This is a genomic window from Salmonella sp. JXY0409-18, from assembly GCF_020268625.1.
GTDB classification, from domain to species: Bacteria; Pseudomonadota; Gammaproteobacteria; order Enterobacterales; family Enterobacteriaceae; genus Salmonella; species Salmonella enterica.
Map to the genome: position 1 here is coordinate 46597 of NZ_CP084217.1, position 22994 is coordinate 69590.

26 protein-coding genes are annotated in these 22994 nt (G+C 50.8%); 15 read left to right on the forward strand and 11 right to left on the reverse strand.

All coding sequences use genetic code 11. From position 1 onward, the window contains the following. Positions 1 to 34: 34 nt before the first annotated feature. From LDB27_RS22600 to LDB27_RS22610, 3 genes are all read right to left on the reverse strand, one after another. Entirely contained in the window at positions 35 to 1360 is a 1326-nt protein-coding gene (locus LDB27_RS22600) for a type II toxin-antitoxin system HipA family toxin (protein WP_000088046.1), read from the reverse strand. A gap of 4 nt (positions 1361 to 1364) precedes the next feature. Beyond that, the gene (locus LDB27_RS22605) at positions 1365 to 1658 is read right to left on the reverse strand and encodes a helix-turn-helix transcriptional regulator (protein WP_024136327.1); all 294 of its coding nucleotides are present in this window, start codon (positions 1656 to 1658) and stop codon (positions 1365 to 1367) included. A gap of 603 nt (positions 1659 to 2261) precedes the next feature. Next, entirely contained in the window at positions 2262 to 2654 is a 393-nt protein-coding gene (locus LDB27_RS22610; RefSeq protein ID WP_000341066.1) for a hypothetical protein, read from the reverse strand. 372 nt (positions 2655 to 3026) lie between these two features. On the opposite strand from LDB27_RS22610, the gene LDB27_RS22615 reads away from it, so the two are divergent. The 3 genes from LDB27_RS22615 (at position 3027) to LDB27_RS22625 (ending at position 3982) form a co-directional block, all read left to right on the forward strand. Beyond that, positions 3027 to 3368: a hypothetical protein gene (locus LDB27_RS22615; protein ID WP_001151575.1), complete on the forward strand. Its 342-nt coding sequence runs from the start codon at positions 3027 to 3029 to the stop codon at positions 3366 to 3368. A gap of 91 nt (positions 3369 to 3459) precedes the next feature. After that, complete coding sequence (locus tag LDB27_RS22620) at positions 3460 to 3651, forward strand: hypothetical protein (protein ID WP_000398480.1); 192 nt, start codon at positions 3460 to 3462, stop codon at positions 3649 to 3651. A 49-nt stretch (positions 3652 to 3700) separates the two neighbouring features. Further along, on the forward strand, positions 3701 to 3982 hold the full coding sequence (locus LDB27_RS22625) for a hypothetical protein (protein WP_000077926.1): 282 nt from the start codon (positions 3701 to 3703) through the stop codon (positions 3980 to 3982). 340 nt (positions 3983 to 4322) lie between these two features. On the opposite strand, the gene LDB27_RS23860 is transcribed toward LDB27_RS22625, so the two are convergent. The 8 genes from LDB27_RS23860 to LDB27_RS22660 form a co-directional block, all read right to left on the reverse strand. After that, on the reverse strand, positions 4323 to 4454 hold the full coding sequence (locus tag LDB27_RS23860; RefSeq protein ID WP_000374059.1) for a hypothetical protein: 132 nt from the start codon (positions 4452 to 4454) through the stop codon (positions 4323 to 4325). Between the two features lie 90 nt (positions 4455 to 4544). Further along, positions 4545 to 5786, reverse strand: a complete 1242-nt coding sequence (locus LDB27_RS22630; RefSeq protein WP_001053338.1) for a vWA domain-containing protein — start codon at positions 5784 to 5786, stop codon at positions 4545 to 4547. A gap of 428 nt (positions 5787 to 6214) precedes the next feature. After that, positions 6215 to 6790 (reverse strand): TerD family protein, encoded by a 576-nt coding sequence (locus LDB27_RS22635; protein WP_000301242.1) that lies wholly within the window; start codon positions 6788 to 6790, stop codon positions 6215 to 6217. A gap of 67 nt (positions 6791 to 6857) precedes the next feature. Continuing rightward, positions 6858 to 7436, reverse strand: a complete 579-nt coding sequence (terD, locus tag LDB27_RS22640) for a tellurium resistance membrane protein TerD (protein WP_000116677.1) — start codon at positions 7434 to 7436, stop codon at positions 6858 to 6860. A 48-nt stretch (positions 7437 to 7484) separates the two neighbouring features. Further along, on the reverse strand, positions 7485 to 8525 hold the full coding sequence (gene terC, locus LDB27_RS22645; RefSeq protein WP_000255079.1) for a tellurium resistance membrane protein TerC: 1041 nt from the start codon (positions 8523 to 8525) through the stop codon (positions 7485 to 7487). Positions 8526 to 8547: 22 nt separating this feature from the next. Continuing rightward, positions 8548 to 9003, reverse strand: coding sequence for a tellurite resistance TerB family protein (locus LDB27_RS22650; protein WP_000007448.1), 456 nt, complete (start codon positions 9001 to 9003; stop codon positions 8548 to 8550). A 22-nt stretch (positions 9004 to 9025) separates the two neighbouring features. Continuing rightward, positions 9026 to 10183 (reverse strand): TerD family protein, encoded by a 1158-nt coding sequence (locus LDB27_RS22655; RefSeq protein WP_001054787.1) that lies wholly within the window; start codon positions 10181 to 10183, stop codon positions 9026 to 9028. Continuing rightward, positions 10183 to 10764 (reverse strand): TerD family protein, encoded by a 582-nt coding sequence (locus tag LDB27_RS22660; RefSeq protein ID WP_000254136.1) that lies wholly within the window; start codon positions 10762 to 10764, stop codon positions 10183 to 10185. Before LDB27_RS22660 ends, LDB27_RS22655 begins: the two co-directional genes overlap by 1 nt. A 323-nt stretch (positions 10765 to 11087) precedes the next feature. Here LDB27_RS22660 and LDB27_RS22665 point away from each other — a divergent pair, with 323 nt between their 5' ends. The 12 genes from LDB27_RS22665 (at position 11088) to LDB27_RS22720 (ending at position 22971) form a co-directional block, all read left to right on the forward strand. Continuing rightward, positions 11088 to 12146 (forward strand): ATP-grasp domain-containing protein, encoded by a 1059-nt coding sequence (locus tag LDB27_RS22665; protein WP_001035162.1) that lies wholly within the window; start codon positions 11088 to 11090, stop codon positions 12144 to 12146. Between the two features lie 9 nt (positions 12147 to 12155). Further along, complete coding sequence (locus LDB27_RS22670) at positions 12156 to 13298, forward strand: phosphoribosyltransferase domain-containing protein (protein WP_001285478.1); 1143 nt, start codon at positions 12156 to 12158, stop codon at positions 13296 to 13298. Then, complete coding sequence (locus tag LDB27_RS22675; protein ID WP_001040059.1) at positions 13291 to 14064, forward strand: hypothetical protein; 774 nt, start codon at positions 13291 to 13293, stop codon at positions 14062 to 14064. Before LDB27_RS22670 ends, LDB27_RS22675 begins: the two co-directional genes overlap by 8 nt. 1 nt (position 14065) lies before the next feature. Next, positions 14066 to 15145 (forward strand): cysteine protease StiP family protein, encoded by a 1080-nt coding sequence (locus LDB27_RS22680; RefSeq protein ID WP_001182411.1) that lies wholly within the window; start codon positions 14066 to 14068, stop codon positions 15143 to 15145. Further along, a complete protein-coding gene (locus LDB27_RS22685) occupies positions 15145 to 16101 on the forward strand; it encodes an HpcH/HpaI aldolase/citrate lyase family protein (RefSeq protein ID WP_000797366.1) in 957 nt (318 codons plus the stop codon). Before LDB27_RS22680 ends, LDB27_RS22685 begins: the two co-directional genes overlap by 1 nt. 10 nt (positions 16102 to 16111) lie before the next feature. Continuing rightward, positions 16112 to 17320, forward strand: a complete 1209-nt coding sequence (locus LDB27_RS22690; RefSeq protein WP_000506887.1) for a DUF4236 domain-containing protein — start codon at positions 16112 to 16114, stop codon at positions 17318 to 17320. Between the two features lie 17 nt (positions 17321 to 17337). Then, entirely contained in the window at positions 17338 to 17805 is a 468-nt protein-coding gene (terW, locus tag LDB27_RS22695) for a tellurium resistance protein TerW (RefSeq protein WP_001176767.1), read from the forward strand. A gap of 462 nt (positions 17806 to 18267) precedes the next feature. Further along, positions 18268 to 18906: a vWA domain-containing protein gene (locus LDB27_RS22700; RefSeq protein WP_024179285.1), complete on the forward strand. Its 639-nt coding sequence runs from the start codon at positions 18268 to 18270 to the stop codon at positions 18904 to 18906. 22 nt (positions 18907 to 18928) lie between these two features. Continuing rightward, on the forward strand, positions 18929 to 19570 hold the full coding sequence (locus LDB27_RS22705; protein ID WP_000116681.1) for a TerD family protein: 642 nt from the start codon (positions 18929 to 18931) through the stop codon (positions 19568 to 19570). Then, the gene (locus LDB27_RS22710; protein WP_001253658.1) at positions 19570 to 20208 is read left to right on the forward strand and encodes a vWA domain-containing protein; all 639 of its coding nucleotides are present in this window, start codon (positions 19570 to 19572) and stop codon (positions 20206 to 20208) included. Before LDB27_RS22705 ends, LDB27_RS22710 begins: the two co-directional genes overlap by 1 nt. Before the next feature lie 85 nt (positions 20209 to 20293). Next, complete coding sequence (locus LDB27_RS22715) at positions 20294 to 21334, forward strand: TerY-C metal binding domain-containing protein (protein WP_001253653.1); 1041 nt, start codon at positions 20294 to 20296, stop codon at positions 21332 to 21334. Then, positions 21334 to 22971, forward strand: coding sequence for a PP2C family serine/threonine-protein phosphatase (locus LDB27_RS22720; RefSeq protein ID WP_000081622.1), 1638 nt, complete (start codon positions 21334 to 21336; stop codon positions 22969 to 22971). The genes LDB27_RS22715 and LDB27_RS22720 overlap by 1 nt, the downstream gene beginning before the upstream one ends. The last annotated feature ends 23 nt before the right edge of the window (positions 22972 to 22994 follow it).

The window sequence follows — 22994 nt, forward strand, 5'->3', positions numbered from 1 at the left end:
ATTCTGAAAACATGCACACTATAAATTGCGGCTGTCATTTCTCAGCCAGGCGCCTGCATTGCTGCCTCATTCCATCAAAAATACTTTCCGCAAGCTGCTGGGGGAACTGGTCCGGAAGAAGCCCGCTAACACGTTCAATGACACCCGGGGTTCTGGCGATGATTTCCTCTATCATCGCCTCTGTCTGCTGTTTACTCAGGCCGGTTATCTCACCATGCCTGATCCAGTGGCGTCGTTGTATTCGATATATCTGGTAATAGTTGCTACTGCCACGTACGGCCATCGCCAGTTTGCACTTCTGCCAGGATATCTGATTGTTCCCATGACCGATCACCGGCCATGCCGACAACACATCATAGTTTGGTGTAAGGTGATAACGTCCCTGTGGCCCAATAGAAATACTGAAATTTTTAGCGTGGCCATCTGTTGCGGCCATCATCCAGAAAATTATCTGCGTCATAAAAAACTGCGCTTTGTCACGCTCAGCACGGTCTGAATTACTCAGAACCTCCATAATTTCCGATATACCTGGCCCGCCGTCCGCCTGATATTTTCGTAATGGCGAAACGCCCAGGGCCTGACACATATCCTCCTGGGGTAAACGAATGATCCATTGTCCGTCTCCTGACCATTTTCGGTCAAAACGTTCTACCACCAGCGCTTTCTGATCTTCAAAGTGAGCAATCTGCGTTCTTGCCACGGGGAGCCCGTACTGGCCGAGAAGTACCGAGCAGAGCCATTCATTTTCAACCGACGAGCTCATGTCGGCTTTCATGTTCCCCACAAGTCCGAGCGGTAGCTTGAATATATGCGTCGTTGGTGTATTACCCTCCGGCATACACCACCGATCTTCATGCCACAGTAGGGCTGTTTTCTCCTGAGCACCGGCAATAGATAAACGTAAGTCGTCGTTATCTTCTGGCCTGCCCGGTAGCAATGTCTCCGTGGTATTACGCAAAGTTGCCGCAATTTCTGATTCAGTAAGCGGGTGATACTTCACGGAATATAAATCAGTGGGTTCATCTCCGTCATGAAGCAGCTGTATCGCGCCCACGCAGTCTTTTCCCAGCTCCGTCAGCAGATCAAAAGGCTCCAGGCTATCGGCCTTGTAACGCATTGCCAGACGTCTGCGTATGCCTTCGCTGTCCGGCAGTAAATTATCAAAATAGTCACGTACCACATTTCCACGCCAGACCTGGTTCCCGGGAGTAAAAGGAAGGGACAATGACAGCGGCCTTCCCTGTTCGTCAGCAACCCATTCAGGAAGGTATTCTAAGCTGTCTACCCCTTTGCTTTTTTCCCAGTACCCGACTTTGATGCCGTTCATCCAAATTACCAGACGTTGCTGTTTCCGGCTCATATCGTTACCAATCCTCCTGTCGTGCAGGTGAGTTTGATTTAAGCATTTCTTCCGTCTGCTTCCTCTCTGAAGAGGTGGTTGCCGAGGAGAAGCTGATTTTTACGCCCAGGATGGAAAACACCTTGAATAGCCGTTCAATGCTCGCACTGGCAGGGTTGGCTTCCAGACGTGAGTATGTCTGTTGAGTGACGCCTAACCTTTCGGACAGGTCTTTTTGCGTCAGGCCATTCGCCTTGCGAAAACCAATGAGCAAGGGACGCAGCTGGTTGAGCGTGTTTAACGGGTAATCATTATTGATCATAAGCTGGCCTCAGTAGTTTCCTCTGATACACCTTGCAGGCTGTTTCCTAAACATACACCCTAAAAGCTGTAATATCAAATTAACAGCCTAAAAGCTGTTAAATAGGGCGTACAACTTTTAGGCTGTTACTATGTGGCAGCATAAATCTTGTTAGCGATACAACTTTATTGTCTCATCGCTCCTCTTTGCAACCAGCTACATACGATCATAAGTGACACAACATTAATATGAAGCGACATTCACCAAATGAACCTTCGTCATTTCAGATAGTTAGCTTACTTGCATGTCCTCATCCCATGAAGGGGAGGGCCTACCCATGGCATCGAGCAAAACTGACCACCCTGCCCTTATTAAGACCCCACATGCGGCAATGGTGCCCTGTCCACGCCGCCCGCGATTTTTGAGGAAATGGGAAGAAAATAAAAAGAAAACAAAAAGTTATCGGCTGAAGTATCGGCGCAGATCGGGAATCAGGCGAAGCCTGACAGCACGTTGGGGCCTGGCAGGGGGCTTGAGGGATGAGGACATGCAACTCTGATAGCCTTCCCGCCACGGGATCGGTTAAATTCGTATCCGGCCGGTGCAATTCCAACGGCCGCGTTACCAGTTCGCCGGGTAGCATGGCCAGCAAAGCCAGGCATCGAGCACCCGGGTTTCACTAACGGCCGCTGCATAGACGCCGGTATCCGGAAAGAAATAAACCGGGGTGGCGTTGTTCAGCTGGTCGCCTTCATCGGCCAGAGCGCCGATCACCTCATGAGGCTTCAGCAGCATATCCGTTAAATATTCATCCGGGTGGATGGCATTCAGCGATATGGCCATCTCCAGAAATTCATCCAGTGTGTGGCGGGTACGATACCCCCGGAAAACCTCGTATGAAGGCGTGACGCATTCACCATCCAGGGAACAGGCATCGTACCCGGCCAGCTGCTCTTCGGTGAGTCCGGAGGCATGCTTTGCCACAAGATTCGTAAACTGCTCTTTATCGTCCATCACAATCCTTACGCTGTAGGGGCCTGTTTGTGTTATCACTGCTTCCGGATTTTACATCGCACAACCCGGCAGGTATCCGGTCGCCCGGGCGTCCTTTGCGGTCATGTTAGCCTTTGGCCTGTATTACGACGAATCCCTTTCACTACACGGGCTCGCAGGGTGACACCTCCCCTTTTCACCGGAAGCGAAAGAGGAAGAACAGTTTAACAGCCCGGATCCTCAATAATTTTTGCATAACGGACTAAATGACCGGTTTATGCAGCCCCTGTTACTTACTGTCGCGGTAAGGATAAAACCCTGGTTATGAAACAGAGTTTGTATCGACGTTTAGGTTTTGGTTGAATGAGTAACTCTAAGCAACCGGAATATGACATGGCCAAAGTACAAGGGCTCTTTGTTGGATACCGAAAATTTGCTGTTGATCGCGAGTGGCTTCGGCAGCAGGAAGAACAACGTTATCGGGATCGCCAGCGACAATTTGATGAATGGTCCAGAAAATGGGTCACTGTAACTAGGCTAAAAGAGACTCGTTTATGGACTGACGGAGCCATCAGGCGATGGCTGGGTGAACCTCAGCAACAGGGTAAATATAAAGTTTTCCCCGTTGAAGCGGTTTTGGCTGCTGAGAAGTTGAATGAGTTTCAGCTCTGGCTTAAACCCCGGCTGGAAAAGAAACGTGCCCAGCATCACCACTTTTTAATTCCATTTCTGTAAAGTAGAAACAACGACAGTTCCGGCTGCATTCAAGGCTTCGGCATCTGGTCAGAAGTAAAGCGCCATTTTTCATTATAAGGGAGGTTAGATTGTGGAAGGTATTGAGACACTGAGTTTGCGGCTTGATGAGAACGAAACTATGGCCCTTGCTCAATTTGTTAAACGTCTGAGCTGGAGCGATCTACGTGGTTGTGCTGTGAGTGACGAAGAAGCCTGGGTAATGAAAAGCGCAGTTGATAAATTACAACAGGCGTTAAGGGAAGAAGGTTATGCGCCTCGATGATGCAGGCTTCGTGTTATTTTCCGATGACAAATTTTCTTAAGGACTAAGTATGAGCCAGCACTGGTATGAGGTGAAAAGCAATCAGGGAATTGTTCAGGTGATGTTAGGCTGGGATCCACCTTTGCAGTGGTTTCATATGTGCATTGATTATGACATTAATGCAGCAGAAGACCCACTCTATACTAATCTGGCTGAACCTGATCCCTACTACGTTACTCCGGAATATCTGCAATTTGTACTTGAACGCTTCGAAATAACGGATATTGTAATAAAGCCCGATACCTCTGGGCTTTACGAAGAATTATTAATGGATCAGCTTTTAGACCGATAGCTAAGCTGCCAGCAACAGACGTGCTGGCATAATCGTCACTTAACTGTAATGTCAGATACTTCAGGTACAAATGTCCGGACTCGTTTGAAACCTATCCAAAACTGTAAATATATTTTCGTTATAATATAACCTTAATTGAATTGCTTTCTAACAGTTCCCACTCTTCTTTTCTAAGTACATTTTTAATTATTGTTCCATTGGCAAGCGTCAGCTCATACTCCCTGTCACTATAAATAAGGTTTTTATTTTCGACTCGTCGAAAGCTGGTAATGGCAACCTTTCTTTATCCACCTAACGAATAATTATCTTTGATTTCTGCGAACATTTAAACTCCCGTATATTAACGTCTTAAAGACAACTGAACCTTCTCGGCCCTTTCTGCGCCCCGACTAATGATACTATCGTAGTTGTCGATTTCATCATCAGTTGGTGATTCTTCAGCTATCCATTTCAGGTACTTGATGCGGTCCATATGCTCCTCCCTGTACGATTTCCAGTGAACAAAGGCTCTACAGTATTAAGCTGCTGTAGAGCTCCTTTAACCATGCGAAAACTGTGCGTATTACAGGATGCCTAACCTTTTTGTTTCATCGATCCACGGTCTGAATTCTTCCAGTAAATTATCATATAACTTTTCATCGCTGATCGAACCGAAATCATCCATGGCAAAGAAGTGGGTGTTATCAACCCGGCGGTCAGTAAAGTCATCCAGATTTTTGAGGATACCGTAGCTTGAACCACCCAGGCCGACAAACTTCCAGAAGATGGGGTAGTTGGCAGAACGCCGGATTGCATCTTTAATCGCCCGGGTCTTGCTGATCCCGCCATCGGTAATAAATACAACATATACCGGGATTTTCGAGTCCTTAAAGTAGTCGACAATTTCTTCCATCACAGGGGGCTCATTGTTTGTCCCACCAAGTCCCGGCAGGTTCTCCCAGGCTGAACGCTTTCCAGACCCGCGAATGGACTGAATATATGTGTCCAGGTTGTCCAGTGTGACGTTTGGATACTTCTTGTGCTTCTCTCCAAATCCCCAGACATCCATTTCACCGTCGTCGTCGAACTGGGCGGCAAGAACGGCGATGCGGTCCAGCACAGACTGAACGTTGCCCTTACTGAACTGGCCACTCATTGAGCCGGATGCGTCAAGTACAAATGCAACCGCTGCCTCAAGGGTGTCCAGTTTATTTTTAGTGAGACTGACCGAGGCTTTTTTAGCGAGGCTTACGAGGCGCGGAGATCTGGTTTCAAGTTTCTTTTCCAGACTGATACGAGCAGGCTTTGCTGGCTGCGGAGCTGGCTGTGCGACATCAACGCCAAAGCTAATGGCCAGAGGCTCAAGACCACCGTTGAAACCCTGCCCGAGCGCACGAAGCTTCCAGGCGCCATTGTGCCGATATACTTCACCCAGGATGATTGCTTTCTCACTGCGGCCCTGAGTCTCAGCCTGAAAATCAGCGATACCAGGAGCCTGAATGCTCAATAAACTGAGCCCACTGATAGTATCTTCACCATCAATGACAACGGTGATCGCAATCTTACTGACGTTCGCCGGAACACGATCCAGTGCTATCTCAATGCTGGACTGCTGAGAACCGGTAACGAGCTTTACTGCCCCTTCAGGAGAAGACAGATTATTATAAAAGATAAAGTCAGAATCGCCGGTTACCTTTCCCTGAGCATTAAGCAGGAAGAGGCAGGTATCGGGTTCGCCTTTAAAGCCGGATTTGGCAGGGTACTGAAGATTCAGCCTGATCGCAGATTGCTGAAGCGGTATGTTTTGTCCGGATTGTAGATTCACATTAACTCTCCTGATTTTTGATTATTTTTAAAGCGCAGCGCTTATATATGTTCCCCAGGCTTAGTTCAGGACGCTGGATTTCTGGTGAGGCGTATATATGGTGTGACACCATATTTCATCACGCTGAAGTTTCTATACCTGTTGAACTGGAATTTTGATTGACCGGGTATCTTATGTTCCAGATCCCGTTCCTTCATAAACCGCAAAAGTAACATATATCAGAGGGGCATTCTGTTGATAAAAGGCACGGAATACCGGCTTTAACCAGCAACCAGAGATAAATCCGTTTCCTGCCTTTAAAAGGCTCAGGTCTGAATTAACATGACCTGCTTTCTGAAATTTCCAGTCCCCTTTCTACTACTCCCTCCTGAAAGCGGATCGCAACCAAAAAAAACCCCGGCATTGCCGGGGTATGATTCAGCGTTGTTTTAGATGTTAACGCCGTGCTGGGAGGCAAGAGCCGCCAGGCCACCGGCAAAGCCCTGACCGACAGCTTTAAACTTCCACTCAGCGCCATGACGATACAGTTCACCGAAGACCATAGCGGTTTCGGTTGAGGCATCTTCAGACAGATCGAAACGGGCAATTTCCGTGCCGTTGTCGTTGTTGTAAACGCGCATGAAGCTGTTGCTCACCATGCCGAAGTTTTGTTTACGCGCTTCTGCATCATAGATGGTAACGGCAAACACCAGTTTTTTGATATCTGCTGAGACTTTGGTCAGATCGATTTTGACCTGCTCATCGTCACCGTCGCCTTCACCGGTACGGTTGTCGCCCTGGTGCTCTACCGCGCCATCAGGGCTGGTTTTGTTATTGAAGAAAATGAAATGCGCATCTGACAGCACTTTACCGTCTTCGCCTACTGCGAACACGGAAGCGTCCAGGTCAAAAGCCTGACCGTCAGTTACACGGGCATCCCAGCCGAGGCCAACCATAGCGATATTCATGGTTGGTGCTTCTTTGGTCAGAGATACGTTGCCGCCTTTTACGAGAGAAACTGCCATTTTTAGCTCCTGCAAACAGTTGAATGAGGGCTGCATTAACAGCCCCGGGTGAAAAGTTACTTTTCGATCAGGACGCGTTAATGCCGTACTGAGCACATACAGATGCCAGACCACCAGCATAACCCTGGCCCACTGCGCGGAATTTCCACTCACCATTGTGGCGATACAGCTCGCCGAACAGCATGGCAGTCTCAGTGGACGCATCTTCGGTCAGATCGTAGCGAGCGACTTCAGTCTGGTTATCGTCATTGACCAGGCGAATAAACGCACCGGATACCTGACCAAAGCTCTGGCGACGAGCCTGAGCATCATGGATAGTGACAACGAAGATGATCTTGTCAACATCAGACGGGACGGCGTCCAGTTTAATTTTCAGCGATTCATCATCACCATCACCTTCACCGGTACGGTTATCACCGGTATGGGTTACGGAACCGTCAGATGACGTCAGGTTGTTATAGAAGATGAAATCTGAATCGCCGCGCACTTTGCCATTTGCGGCCAGCAGGAATGCTGAAGCATCCAGGTCAAAGTCCTGACCGTCTGTTGAACGCGCATCCCAGCCAAGGCCCACCAGGACGTTTTTCATTGACGGAGCTGCTTTACTCAGGGAGACGTTCCCGCCTTTGGAAAGAGAAACACTCATAAAATAACCTCTTCGATTAGTAATTGTTCAGGTTAACACTTCAGGGGATCAGCTCCCCTTTTCCTCAGATTCAGGTTTGCCCGGGAACATGACGCTTGCGAGAATGCCCAGCGCCAAAACACCCAGTACAACATACAGGCTGGTTGTCGCCGCGATGCTGTAACCATGATGCCAAATGTGATCGGTCGCATTCAGGCCCAGTTTTGCCGCGATGAAGAACAGCAGCACGATAACGGCCTTCTCCAGATGAACCAGGTACTGTTTCAGTGCTTCAAGGACAAAGTACAGAGTACGCAGGCCCAGGATAGCAAACATCATGGCACTATAGACGATAAGCGGTTCACGACTGACGGCAATGATTGCCGGTACCGAGTCAAACGCAAACATAACATCCGAGAGTTCAACCACGGCCACACACAGGAACAGAGGGGTCGCATACAGCGCCGCCTTTTTACCACGGCCAATGGTGACATCGCTGTTTTCTGGTTTCGCCAGTTCGGCATCCACTTCCTTCTGGTTAAGCAGGAAAGCATGACCTCTGAGCTTCGGCCAGATAGGGAAGAAGCGTTTAACCATGCGGTAAGCCAGATGCTGGGAATAATCCTCAATTTCATCATCGTCATCACCGCTTTTAAGCATCATGACCGCCGTCCAGGCGACGATGATAGCGAAGACAACTTCAACATACGGCCCCAGACTCAGCAGGCTCGTACCGATGGCGACAAAGATGCCCCTGAAGACGATGGCACCAATGATCCCCCAGTAGAGAACACGGTGGCGGTAACGATCAGGAACGGCGAACCAGGAGAAGATGGCCATCATGACAAACAGGTTGTCGACCGACAGCACTTTCTCCAGCGCATAACCCGTTACAAACAGGCTGGCAACCTCAGCACCGTGGTGGATGTAGAGGAAACCGGCAAATGCCATCGCAACCACAACCCAGAATACGGACCAGAGCGCCGCACTCTTCAGGGAAATGGGCTTGTCATCACGGTGCATAAACAGGTCAATAAAGATGGCACCGACTGAAAGCGCAATGAAAACAATGACCGTTTCAGTCGGGAAGCCGATGTGTGTGGAAACCATATTTTACCCTTAGGGATGTGGATCAGAGGCCAAATTCAGCCGGGTCGAAGCCCAACGCGATAGCGATCTCGCGGGAGGCCAGTTTCTCGTCCTGATCGAAGTTACCGTCACTTTTCGCAACGGCAATACCAACACGTAAGGCCAGCTGAGCGGCCTCAGGCTGATCTTTCAGCGCCAGGATGTATTTCATGGTTTCGCCCTTGCCGATTTCAACATCGAAATCGAAGCTTGAAACCAGTTTATTGAAGAACTCGATCACCTCATTGGTATCGAAGACCTTCAGCTCTTCTGAAGAGCGAAGAAAGCCCATCATTTTCTGCTTTTCTTCCGAACTCACGCCGTCACTCGATACGGCAATACGGGCACATACAGCAACGGTGCCGTGCATAAATTTTTTGTTTTTGAAACGACCAACCTGGCGGGTCAGTTCGTCCCGGCCAGAGTTAATGGCACCTTTTACCTTGTCGAAAAAGCTCATACCTGTTTCCTTTGTTGCTGTGTTATTTAGAACCGGCGCTCCAGCGAAATCCCCAGCCAAATGCCCGGTCCATTTCGTCCTGGCCTTTGAAGTACTGGTTAATTCGCTCGACTTTAATTGCGCCGTTTTCGTTTACGAGTCTGGCAATGGCGCACAATGTGCGACGGTTTTCACCTTCGGTCAGGCGGGTCTCAATGGGCGGTTGATCCGGCACATGAATGGTGACCACACCATCAGTCTTGTCCCAGCTGGGAACACCTTCATAAATAAAGGCGTAAATCAGCACTTCGCGGATATGCTTCCATTCACGTCCATTGATATGCAGCCACTCGCCGTCTGATACATCACCCGTCCGGTCATCGCCCTTGAGCTGAACATACGGTTCATCGCGATAATTACCGAATGCATTACCGAGCGCCTGAATGACCGATTTATACCCGTCCTGAAGCTCAACAAAGGCCCCCAGATCCAGGTCGATTCCTTTGGAGCCGAACATGCCTGCAAAGCCTGATTTGCCGCTGCCCCGGTGCCAGTTCAGGTTGATCCGGATTTCACCGAAGTTATCCCGTTTGGTCAGGCTGATTGCAGGCTTCTCTTTTGTCAGCGATACCTTGCTCAGGCTGATTTTTGTCTCAACTGGCGGAGGGGTTACAACCGGAGGAGTCGGGGCTGCGGGAGCCGGTTCGTCGGCAATATTTACGCCGAAATGCTCTGCCAGCGGTTTAAGTCCACCGTTGAACCCCTGCGCAACGAAGCGGAATTTCCAGTCATTATTACGACGGTAAAATTCACCCAGAATTAAGGCTGCTTCCTGACGGCCGCTCAGTTCGACACTGCCGCTAACCAGGCCGGTAGCCCCTTGCTCCACGTCGATGGAAAGATTACGAAGACCGGACACCGTCTGCCCACCGTCACAGGTCACGGTGAACGCAATTTTCTGGACATCAGGTTTCAGCCGGTTGAGCGCGACAGTAAAGGTTGAGTACTGGCCTTCACTGACCAGGCTGACGGTACCATCATCGTTACGTGGCTGACCATAAAACACCATGTCCGCATCACCCTGCACCTTCCCGTCGGCATACAGGCGAAACGCCGAAGCATCCACCTGGCCGCCCGAGGTGATCCGGACCCGCAACTCCTGGGCTGGAACGGGGGCATTGCCCCCCGGCGTCAGGTTCATTAGCGAATAACCGCTGAAACGATATCGGAGTGCATATCGTCAATTGTGCGGCCGCGACAGGCATGGCCAAGGGCGGTAAAGTCCCAGTTGCCGTTATTACGGCGCAGCGAAGAAATAACGATCCCGGTATGTGAGCCCTGCTCAGTCAGCTTGTAGCGAGCCAGCTCTTTGCCGGTTTGATCGACAACGCGGCAGAACGCGTTTTCGACGTCATTGAACGACTGACCACGGAAGCTGTTTACCGTAAACGCCAGGTATTCAACGTTTGCAGGCAGTCGGGAGAGGTTGACCTTAATCACCTCATCGTCACCGTCACCCTCACCGGTCAGGTTATCGCCACTGTGCACAACAGCGCCGCAGGTGGATTCCAGTTTGCGGAACCAGATGGTGTCAATTGTTTTACCGGTGCTGTCCATTAATACGCAGCCAGCATCGAGATCGATTGAGTCGTTGCCTCCAAACAATCCTCCAAGAAGACCTTTTTTCTTAACCGGATCCCAACCGAGACCGAAATGAAGCTGGCTTAATGCAGATGATTCTTTGCTGAGTGATACCGTCTGGTTCTTAACTAATGAAACCATGTTTTATTCCTTAAAATGGTAATGACCGAGACAATCAAAGGTATATTTAGTAACTGACGAAGAAAATCATATCATGATGAAGTTCTCTGACAAGGGAAATTTTGGTAGTTTTCTTCAAAAACACAAAAATAAATCCTTTTCATGGTGTTCATTTTTCTATTTTTAATTTAAATATCAATACGTTATAAGGCACTAAAAAAAACACTGACGCACTCCATAACCACTGAAGTTATTAATCATATTATGATTGACATGTAGCGTAGACACTCATAGACTCACTTCTCAATCATAAATTTGCATGGCGTTCCGGATAATTAAAAAAAATGAACAAGAAAATTTGGTTTATGGAAGGTTTGTCCTCCCAGCGAGATATTATTCAGGGGGTAAAATCATTTGCACAAAAAAATAATTTTGCTATTACCGTATTTGCCTCCCACCGTAACGAAAGACATGAAATTCTTTCCGTTGCCGATTATTCTTTGACTGAACCTGAAGATCCTCAAAAACGTCTTCAGTTTATTCAGGAAACCATTCAGACCTACGGCATCCACCATATTCATACTGGCCGTAACAGCCAGTGGTTTGAAGAACACCGTTCAGCCATTGAATCGACCGGAGCCACCCTTACTACCGGTGCAACAGGCGTCGACTGGTTAACTCTGGCTGACGAAAAAGTTACTTTTGCTCAGTTTATGGAGCAAAACGGGCTCCCGGTCGTACCGTCCTGGCGGGTGAATACGCTGGCAGAATTAAAGACGCACCTCGCGGCCCCGCCGTTCTCGGACAGCCCGGTATGCGTGAAGCCGGTGACGGGTATCTATGGCATGGGATTCTGGCGCTTTGATGACAGTGCTTCGCCCATGGCCGTCTTTAATCATCCCGAACATCGTCTGGTCAGTCCGCAACAGTATATTGCAGCAGCATCGGCTTCTGAGTCGTTTAAACCCCTTGTTTTGATGCCGTACCTGCCAGGCCCGGAATTTTCCGTCGATATCCTCGCGGATAAGGGCGAAATACTCGCAGCCGTGGGACGCCGTAAGGAAGGGGCTATCCAGTATCTGGTAAACGAAGGAAGCGCCTGGGAACTGGCTTGTGACTGCGCCCGGGTTATGAAGGCCGACGGGCTGGTGAATGTTCAGACGCGAAACGATGTGAATGGCAACCCGGTGCTGCTTGAAACCAACATGCGTCCGTCAGGCGGGGTGGGTTATACCCTTCACAGCGGGGTGAACCTTCCCGGGTTGTTTGCTGCCTTTAAGCTCGGTCTGATGTCTGAAGATGCGGTGATCCAGAGCGCCAGAAATACCTTTTCTCCGGTTGCAGTGAGATCCATCACAGATGTCATCGTTTACCCGGAATCACTCTCTAACCATCTGAATTAAGGCGTGTTTATGTCTGATACCCTCGAAGATATGATTTATCGCCGTACCCTCTCATGCGGTACGATACAGGTAACCCGCGACCAGGGTGATGTTTCGCTCGATGACCTGTTTGATATCGCTGAAAGACGTAACCCGAAACGCGCCTTTCTGTTTGTCAGCAAAGTACTCGGCAGGCACATTCCCGTGCCACCCTCAGTCATGCGGCAGGCCTACAGACAGCTTGCCAGCCAGTTCCCCGCAACGCTGACAGGGCCCGTACTTTTTATCGGTATGGCTGAAACCGCCGTTGGGCTAGGGGCCGGTGTGTTTGATGAAGTGCGCCACCAGCATCGTGAATCTGTCTATCTGACCTCTACCCGTCACCCGGTTGATGGCACGTTACTTTGCGAGTTCAAGGAAGAACACAGCCACGCCACCGATCATCTGATCTATCTGCCAGATGATGAAGAGAAAAGACGTCGTGTTACCAACGCACGAACGCTGGTTTTGATTGATGACGAGGCAACCACCGGTAATACCTTTATTAACCTGCTTTCTGCCCTGCGTAATACCGGCAAGCTTCAACATATTGAACAGGTTATCGCCGTTACGCTTACCGACTGGAGTAGCAACGCCCTGTCGGAGCGCACATCCTTGCCCGTCACTTCGGTTTCGCTTGTAAGCGGTCAGTGGGGATGGACCCCATTACCTGATGCACCTGTCCCGGACATGCCGAAAGTCAACGTAACTTCACGCGGAGAATGGGACATCCTGGGAAAACAGTCCTGGGGTCGACTGGGGATGCTCGCACCTGCGGCCGATCTCGGCCATGAGGTCTCCGTCCGCAAGGGGGAACGTATTCTGGTTCTCGGGACCGGGGAATTCGTCTGGGAGCCGTTCCTGCTTGCTGAACGGCTCGAAGCTGCCGGAGCACAGGCACTTTATGGTTCGACCACCCGCTCCCCTATCGCCGTTGGTTATGCCATTGAGTCCGCCATTTCCTTTACGGATAACTACGGGCTGGGCATCCCCAATTTTGTCTATAACGTCGCCCACCAGCAGTTTGACCGTATTCTTGTGTGTACTGAGACACCCGCAGAAAGTATTGACACGCAGCTTCTTAAAGCCCTGGCTGAGGTTGCGCCCGTCGTGGAGATTGTTACCTATGAATAAACCCGTTGTTCTGAGCGACCTTGACGACACGCTCTTTCAGACCCGTCGTAAAATGGTGGACGAGCTGGCCCTGGAGCCATTCCGTACCGGTGCCGTTGATCGCACCCTGAATCCACGAAGCTTTATGACGGAAGAACAGTCCATGTTGGTGGACTGGCTCCTGGAGCAGGCTGAACTCATACCTGTTACCGCCCGGGGAACTGAAGAAATCAGCCGCGTCCGGATCCCTTTCCACTCCTGGGCAATCACCACGCACGGGGCCGTCATTCTCACGCCTGAAGGCAAACCCGACGAGGAGTGGAAGGCCCATATGCTTGGCCAGCTGGCTCCCTACCAGGAAAAGCTGACATCGATGCAGCGTCTGATCACTGAAATGATGGACGCAAAAGGGATCAATGCCTGGGCAAGGCTGAACTTCGAATACGGTGAAACGGCGGTTTATATGGTGATGAAGCACCGCGACAGCACCCGCCTTGACGAGCTCAATGCCATTGCAGATGAGATAGAAACGGTGTTTCCGACCGAGGGCTTCTACATCCACCGCAACAGTAATAACGTGGCCTGGCTTCCCACCCCGGTTGAGAAAGGGCTGGCCGTCAGATGGCTGCTTGAAAAACTTCGGGCTGAACGCGGAGTCTTCCCCGTAATTGGCCTGGGCGACAGCCTGAGCGATCATCGTTTTATGAAACTGTGCAGCTGGTTTGGCATCCCGCGTCAGAGTCAGTTTGCAGATGCCATTTCACAGCGAATTTTTGGAGAAAATTAAAATGCAGCCACATGACACATTTACCGGCTCATACCAGCCCGGTGACGTGGAATTTCTGCTAAAGCCGGTTGTCATTGAGATGACGCCGGTTGAGCAAAAAGAAGAGCTGATTCAGTCAGGGAAGAAACATTATTCGGACATGCTCAGTCAGGAGCCAGCGCCAACACAATGGCATCTTGATTTGTTTCACCGGGCGCTGGATCGGGGCGCAGAGAGACTTGCAAAAGAAGTCACACAGCTCGCTATTGCTCTGGCCAAACGCTTTGGTGATGAGCCCATTGTACTGGCCAGTCTTGTCAGGGCTGGCGTGCCGCTCGGCGTTATGCTGCACCAGGCCCTGCGTGACATGGGGAAAACCTCATGGCATTACGGTATCAGCATTATCCGGGATCGTGGAATTGACGGTGCAGCCCTCGACGTCATTGAAGAGCGGCATGGTACCAGCGGTATTGTCTTTGTTGACGGATGGACAGGTAAAGGCGCAATTACCGGAGAGCTTGTACGCGCACTGAAAGATCGCCCGGGCTATCCTGAGCAGCCGCGACTGGTTGTCCTGGCCGATCCCTGTGGCTGCTCCTGGCTTGCAGCCAGTGATGATGACTGGCTCATTCCTTTTGGCATCATGGGTGCGCCGGTGTCAGGCCTGATCTCCCGGTCAGTGTGGTCCTCTGAAGGATTACACGGGTGCATGGTTTGCGAGCATCTCAGTGAATTCGAATGCAGCCGGATGCTTGTCGATACCGTCGCTCATTTCCGTAAGAAGTTAACCCCGTCATCCCTCGCTCCCCTGAGCTGGAATACGGAGTCAGCCCGGATCTTATGGCAGACAAGTCGCGACGTTATCGCGTTCCTGGCCGATGAATTTAAAGTGGACAGCGTCAATCGTATAAAACCCGGTATTGCTGAAGCAACCCGGGCTGTATTACGTCGGGTACCGGACCATGTATTTGTGCGTTCTATTGACGACCCGGACGTTGCCTTGCTTGTAGGGCTTGCTCGTGAAAAGGGAATAGTTGTTACAGAAATGGGGGGAACCCTCGGCCAGTATCGGGCTGTAACCATTATCAAGAAGGTACTTTGATGAAAAATCGTCTTTCTCCCTGGAATCTGGGAGCCACGCTATACATGCCTGCAACACGGGAAGATATTGCTGATGCCGTCCTGCACGGGAAAATCCCGGGTTTGCGCTCTCTGGTGATTTGCCTGGAGGATGCTGTCAGTGAAGCAGACATCCCCGTCGCCCTCAAAAATCTGGAGCACCTGCTGCACGAGCTCAGTAACAGCATGCATAGCCTGGGTAAAAATGACTGGCCTCTGGTGTTCATTCGCCCCCGGCATGCCGAAATGGGCAGATGGTTAAAAGCGCATTATGATCTTTCCGCTGTCGACGGGTTTGTGTTGCCGAAATTTACCCTCAGTTCGTTAGCTGAATGGTGGGATATCATGGGCGGGACTCACCTGTGCATGATGCCAACGCTGGAAACAGAAGACGTCTTTGACGTGGTTCAGATGCGGGAGCTGGCCACCCGTCTGGTGGAACATCCCTGCCACGACCGCATTATTGCGCTTCGAATCGGCGGCAACGATCTTATGAACGTTGTGTCGCTTCGCCGTCCCCGGGACCTGACGCTGTATGACAGCCCGATGGGCTACGTCATCAAAATGCTCGTTTCGGTCTTCGGCCCGCGTGATTTTGCCCTGACCGCGCCCGTATGTGAGCATATTGACGATCATGCCGTAATGGCCAGAGAGCTGGCTCTTGATATGGCACATGGGCTTGTTGGGAAAACGGCCATTCACCCGGGTCAGATAGAGGTCATTCAAAACGCGCTGATGGTCACTCAGGGTGAGCATTCTGACGCTCTGCGGATCCTGAACTCTACCCAGGCCGTGTTTAAGTCGCAGGGAGCAATGTGTGAACCCGCCACACATCGCCGCTGGGCGGCTGGCATTCTGGACAGAGCTCGTTTTTATGGGTTACAGAACGAGCAAAGCGCTGATGGAATCAGATTACTTACCGTGACCCAGCATCATTAAGGAAATCATAATGGGGTTCAGATTCAGAAAGTCGATCAACATTATTCCTGGTGTTCGCCTCAACCTGAGTAACGGTGCACCGAGCCTGAGTGTCGGGCCGAGAGGTGCTTCTGTTTCTTTTGGAAGCCGGGGGACCTATGCCAATCTGGGCTTGCCCGGTACCGGGCTGAGTTACCGTACCCGGCTTGATCGGGCCGCGCGTTCCGGAGGTGGGAACCGGACGGCTACCGACCCGGGGCTCAGACAGGCGCTTGAGGAGGAAGCCGCTGATCTCATGTCAGCGGTGACCGCAATCCGTAATATTCACGAGCTGACGCCGGATCCTAAAACAGGCATCAGCTGGGCAGAGCTGGAAGCAGTATACCTGCATAACAGAACGTCGCCTTTTCAGGTTCCGGCACCGGTGCGTCCAGAAAAGCCAGACTATCTTGCATTGCCGGAAAAGCCTGCCGAGAGCGAAGGCATTAGTTTTCTGGGTAAATGGTTTGAATCGGAATCAGCTAAAGCTGAGCGCCACGCCGAAAATCTTCGCCGGTGGCAGCAGGAGCTGATTGATGTGGAGCGTGAGAATACCCTTCGACAGCACCGGTACCAGCAACAACGGACGGCCTGGGCCGAACAGTATGCAAACTGGAAGTTTGAGGCTGAAGAACATGAAAAACGGCTCGCCACGGCTCAGGCAGATGCCCGGCAGCAGTTCCGGACAGACGCCGCGTTTTTCGAATCATACCTGGCGGGTGTGCTGGCAGAAACTGAATGGCCGCGTGAAACGCTTGTTGCATTTGAAGTAAAGCCGGAGCTATCAGCAGTCCTGCTGGATGTTGATTTAGCTGAGATTGAAGATTTCCCTGATAAGATTTACGGCGTTAATGCCCGGGGCACGGAGCTGACGGAAAAAGCCATGACGCAAAAAGCCGTACGCGAAAACTATGCCCGCCACGTCCATGGCTGCTTGTTCCGCCTGGTCGGTATCGTTTTACATACGCTACCGTTCGACAACGTGATTGTGTCAGGCTTTACGCAACGGGTCAGTAAGCGGACCGGCTATCTGGAGGATGAGTATATCCTGTCCTGCAAATGCAGTCGCAGCCAGATGTCGTCAGTAAATTTTGCAGGCTTAGAACACATTGATCCGGTTGAAGCGTTAGGCGATCACCCGGTTATTCGAAAGATGAGCAGTACCTTCATTTTTCAGCCTATTGAACCACTAACCCTTTAAGCAGGCTAAATCTTACGATGCAATTAAATACCAGACAGGCCCGGATTTTTAAGCTTGCCAACTTACTGGGCACCGGCAAGCCCGTTTCCGCTGCCGACATTATAACCAGTCTGGAATGCTCAGAGCCGACATTAACCCGGGCACTCAAAGAGCTACGCGAGTCATATTCTGCGGAGATCAAATACAGCAAGGCAGGTCATTCCTACCATCTCGTTAATCCGGGCCAGCTGGATAAAAAGACCCTTCGCCGGATGAATGAAGCGCTCGCACAGAATGCTGAACTGAAAACCGGTGAGTCCACAGGGAAGGTCGTACTCGATAAGGATAAAAAAACAGCCGTGTCATTATCGCTACGCATGCGGATTTTAAGAAAAATTGACCGTCTGGCTGCGCTGAGTGGCTCGACCCGAAGTGAAGCGGTAGAGAAGCTGGCTCTGCACTCCGTTGATGAACTGATAAAAGAATACAGCGCTAAAAAGTCCTGACGCTAAATCTCAGACCGGGGTGAAAACCCCGGTTTTGTCATATTTCACCTCTGTATCTGCGTGACGGAGTTTTGATCTATTCTCCTCCCGCAATGTCAGCAGCGCCTTTCTGCCTACAAAACCTGGTGTCTTGACATCCTCTTGTGCTACACATCAATCTTTGGGCGATTTACACTCCATTCATGCAGATCTGTGATGTATGATGATTTTCATACATAAGAAAGTTTATTTTTGCCGGAGTTTTTTTCAGAAATTTATATTCCAGTACGGTCTGAATTTTTTTCTCTGATAAGAGGCCATTCACATGTCGGTAATTCAATGGTGGTTAACTTATTTCTTTAATGCCGCTTCTGAGTATTTAATCTCCACCCGACAGATGTCGTGCCGTTTTATCAAATCTACAAACTCTGGCCTCTTCCTGAAACTACTCTCCTCTTCCGATCTCTTAAGAAGGAATTACATTTGAGACGCTTACCCGTATATCTGCTACTCGACACGTCCGGCTCTATGCACGGAGAGCCTATCGAAGCGGTTAAGAATGGCGTTCAGACGCTGCTTACCACGCTGAAACAGGATCCGTATGCACTCGAAACGGCTTACGTGTCAGTGATCACCTTTGATTCTTCAGCCCGACAGGCAGTCCCCCTGACAGACCTCCTGAGTTTCCAGATGCCAGCACTAACAGCCAGCGGCACCACCTCTCTTGGCGAAGCGCTTTCCCTCACGGCCAGCTCCATTGCCAAAGAAGTACAGAAAACGACGGCTGACACTAAAGGTGACTGGCGTCCCCTTGTATTCCTGATGACGGATGGAAGTCCGAATGATGACTGGCGTAAAGGCCTGAATGACTTTAAAGCGGCCAGAACCGGCGTTGTTGTGGCATGTGCAGCCGGGCATGATGCCGATACCAGCGTCCTCAAAGAAATCACTGAAATCGTGGTTCAGCTCGATACAGCTGACAGTTCGACGATTAAAGCTTTCTTTAAATGGGTCAGTGCGAGCATTTCGGTAGGCAGTCAGAAAGTGGAGTCCAGCAAAAAAGAAGTGATCGGTCTTGAAGACCTGCCACCGCCGCCGCCAGAAGTAAACGTGGTCTTATAATTTTATTAATTAAGGGGATGTCATGTCTGTCAGTCTGAGCAAAGGCCAGGGCGTAAGCCTGAAAAAAAATGAATACGATCTCTCGTCCGTTACTATCGGCCTGGGTTGGGATATTAATGAGGAAAAGAAAGGTTTCCTCGGCGGGATCTTTGGTAAAAAAGAAGAAGAATACGACCTTGATGTGATCGCTTTCCTGTGTAATTCAGCCGGAAAGGTGACCGATCTCGGCAATGTGGAAAATGGTAAACCAACGCTTGTGAATGGCGATATCATCTTTTTCAACAGCCTTCGCCATAAGTCAGGAAATATCTGGCTGACGGGCGATAACCGAACCGGAGCCGGTGATGGTGACGATGAGCAAATTATTGTGCGCCTGAATTCCCTTGACGCTCAGTACGAGAAAATTGTGTTCATCGTTCAGATCTACAATGGTGAAAAGCTCCAGCAGCACTTTGGTAAAGTTCAGAATGCCTTCATCCGGGCAGTAGATGCCCGTAATATTGAAATGGCACGATTCGATCTTTCTGGCGGACCCGCCTTCGCCAGCCAGCGCTCCATGGTTTTTGCCGAGCTGATACGCGAGGCTACAGGCTGGAAACTCAGGGCAATTGGTGAGCCTTCAGAATCAGATTCGTTTGTCTCGCACCTGAGGAATTACATGTGATGCGCCGCCTGCCTGTTTACCTTGTTATCGACACATCCGGCTCGATGCGCGGTGAGTCCATCCATTCCGTTAACGTTGGAATTCAGGCGATGCTTAGCGCTCTTCGCCAGGATCCCTACGCCCTCGAAAGCGTTCATATCTCCATTATCACCTATGACAATGAGGCGCGTGAGTTCATTCCTCTCACGCCGCTGGAAGACTTCCAGTTTTCTGACATCGTTGTGCCAAGCGCAGGCGGGACGTTCACCGGTGCTGCCCTTGAATGTCTGATGCAGTGTGTTGAACGGGATGTACGTCGCTCAGATGGTGATACAAAAGGAGACTGGCGTCCTCTGGTATTCCTGATGACTGATGGAACCCCTTCTGATGCCCTGGCGTACGGTGAAGCGGTAAAAGCGATTCGCGGCCGGGGATTCGGATCCATCATTGCCTGCGCCGTTGGTCCTAAAGCAGGCCATGAGCACTTAAAACAGCTCACCGATAAGGTTGTGTCTCTGGAGACGCTAGATTCAACCGCGTTTGCAGGTTTCTTTAAATGGGTATCGGCCAGCGTGTCTTCCGGCAGCACAAGCGCGGGGATCAATAACGGAACTGATACCCTTCCCCCTCCTCCACCAGAAATCCAGCTGGTGCTCTGACAGACAGAAAGGTGCTGCTTTCCGGGCAGCACCTTTCTGTACAGCAACGTTTTCTGCTGGCCGTACCAGCCGTACGAGGAAAATTATGAGACGCCTTCCCGTGTTTTTTGTCCTGGACTGTTCAGAGTCCATGATTGGTGAAAACCTGAAAAAAATGACTGATGGTCTGCAAATGATCATCGGAGATTTAAGAAAGGATCCACACGCACTTGAAACAGCCTGGGTTTCGGTAATCGCATTTGCCGGTGTAGCCCGTACGATTGTACCTCTTCACGAAATTGCCTCGTTCTACCCTCCCCGCCTTCCCGTTGGCGGCGGTACGAGCCTTGGGGCCGCATTGCGTGAGCTGACCGTACAAATTGATACCCAGGTCAGAAAAACCACTCATGAGGCTAAAGGCGACTGGAAACCCGTCGTGTATCTCCTTACCGACGGACGTCCGACTGACGACACAACCGCAGAAGTGAAGCGCTGGAAGGATCACTACGCGAGTAAAGTGAATCTCATTGCCGTTGGCCTGGGGCCGTCAGCGGACCTGAATACCCTGCGGCAACTGACAGAGAATGTCATGCTGTTCACCGAGTCTCAGGAAGGGGACTTTACCCGCTTCATCAAATGGATCACAGCCTCGGTTACGGCGCACAGCCGCAGCGTCGGAGACGACAAACAACCTGAGCTCAGCCAGACTGAATACATAGTCCGGCTGGCCAAGGACGAGCCAGTAAAAGCGTACGACGAAAACTGCGTTACGCTTACCGGCCGTTGCAGCAAGACCCGTCGTCCGTATCTGATGAAGTATGAACGGCCACCAGCAAGGATTTCCGGGCTCGATTTCAGCCTGAACCTGAACAGCTTTAATATTGCCGGATGCTATCCCATCGATGAAGACTATTTTGCATGGTCAGATGCCACCGCTACCGGTTTGCAGGTAAACACCAGCGAACTGCATGGCGTACCGGGTTGCCCTCACTGCGGTAATGCCAGTGCGTTTGCCCTGTGCTCATGCGGAAAATTGCTGTGCATTGACGGCCCGGATGACGTGATCTGCCCGTGGTGTGAAACAGGTCTGTCATTCAGCAATGATGGCGGAAACACTAACTTCGACGTAAACAGAGGGAGAGGTTGATGTCGCAAAATGTTTTACTTGAAGAGAAGATTATCCGCTTAGTGCTGTCTGAGCTGGGCCACCCTGTAGAAGGTGAGCGGCTTTTTCTTCTATCGCACGACCCTTCCCTTACTGAAGAGATTATGCGGCTTAAAGAGCGGATTGAGAGCCTTGCACAGGGTTTATCTGCGCGGGTTAGCGAAGGTTATAACGACGCAGAGATCGCCCCCTCGTCAGCATCCAGCCTTTCCGATCAGCAACAAACGGTCGTAAGTGATGCTGATAACCCGGGCATTGACGCTACCGATACACCATTACTGCAACCCCTGCCAGAAAATGAACCTCATCCTCCGTTCTGGAAGCTGATGCCTTATTACGAATTTGATAAACCAGCACAGAGGGAAGACGAAAACCTGTCTTCCCTGGTATTAAAACCCGGGCAGATACCGACAGGCCAGCAGCGGGCCGGATTAGCTGTGCCACCTGCCGTTCCCCCGAGAGCTAAAATAGTTATTCCCAACGCCCGCGCAGGCGAACGTTTCTCTTCGCCGGTTGCTATAGTTCTGGATGAGGGCCAGCAGGCTACTGTCAGGGACGTTGTCTTTCCCAGGAACATTGGCCTGACCTTTGACAAAGAGCATAAGTTGCTGACAGGTACACCCACCGAAAGCGGCGATATAGAGCTTTCAGTACTCTGGTCATGCGCTTCGCACGACGAATGCGAAACAAAACAGCTTTTTATAGTCAATCCCGATCCGAGAAGCCTGTGGAAGGTGGTAGAGCCACCAGCAGACGCTTCCTACCCTAAGTCCCATCTGGACGCTGCTGGCCTGGTCAGGGGTGACATACGTATTGCTGCCGCCAGTCGCCGGGGACGATCTCATGAGCATGCCGGGAGCTTCAGAGATGACGACTTCTATATCAACCACTGCCAGGAAACAGGATGGTCTGTCATGCTGGTCGCAGACGGGGCCGGTAGTGCGGTAAATTCCCGGGAAGGCTCCCGGATTGCAGTCCAAACGGCTGGCGATTACCTTTTCAATCAGCTCAGTGGTTTGAAAGGCGTCCATCTAAAGCAGCACATCACGGCGTGGGAAGGGAGCGATCAGCAGGCAACCATAAACGCCATGCTTCATCATTTTAAACAGGCAGCTACGCTCGCGGTCAACAGTATCCAGAACGAAGCCATTTGTGCAGAACAACCTGTGAAATCCTATTCAACAACCCTACTGGCAACTGTAGCGCTACGAACTGATAACGAGCTGTTTGCGGCTGCATTCTGGCTTGGTGATGGTGCGATAGGTGCATACAGCCCTTCCGGTAAAGTCAGGATACTGGGAAATCCCGATAGCGGAGAATACGCAGGACAAACCCGCTTTCTTGACCAGAGCATTATCGCAGACCCCTCGTTTAGCGGCCGCATCAGCGTGGGTAAATGGAATGATGTATCTCACTTGATCCTCATGACAGATGGCGTATCAGACCCTCTGTTTGAGACAGATAACGGGCTTCGCAGTGACGAAAAATGGACCCGTCTCCTTGATGAGCTCATCCCTGTCCTTACAGACGCCAGTATTGCGCCTGAGAGGTTAGGCGACTGGCTTAACTTTTTCTCCACAGGGAACCACGATGACCGCACTATTGCGGTGTTGTGGTAAGGGATACGCTTCTTCGGTGATCA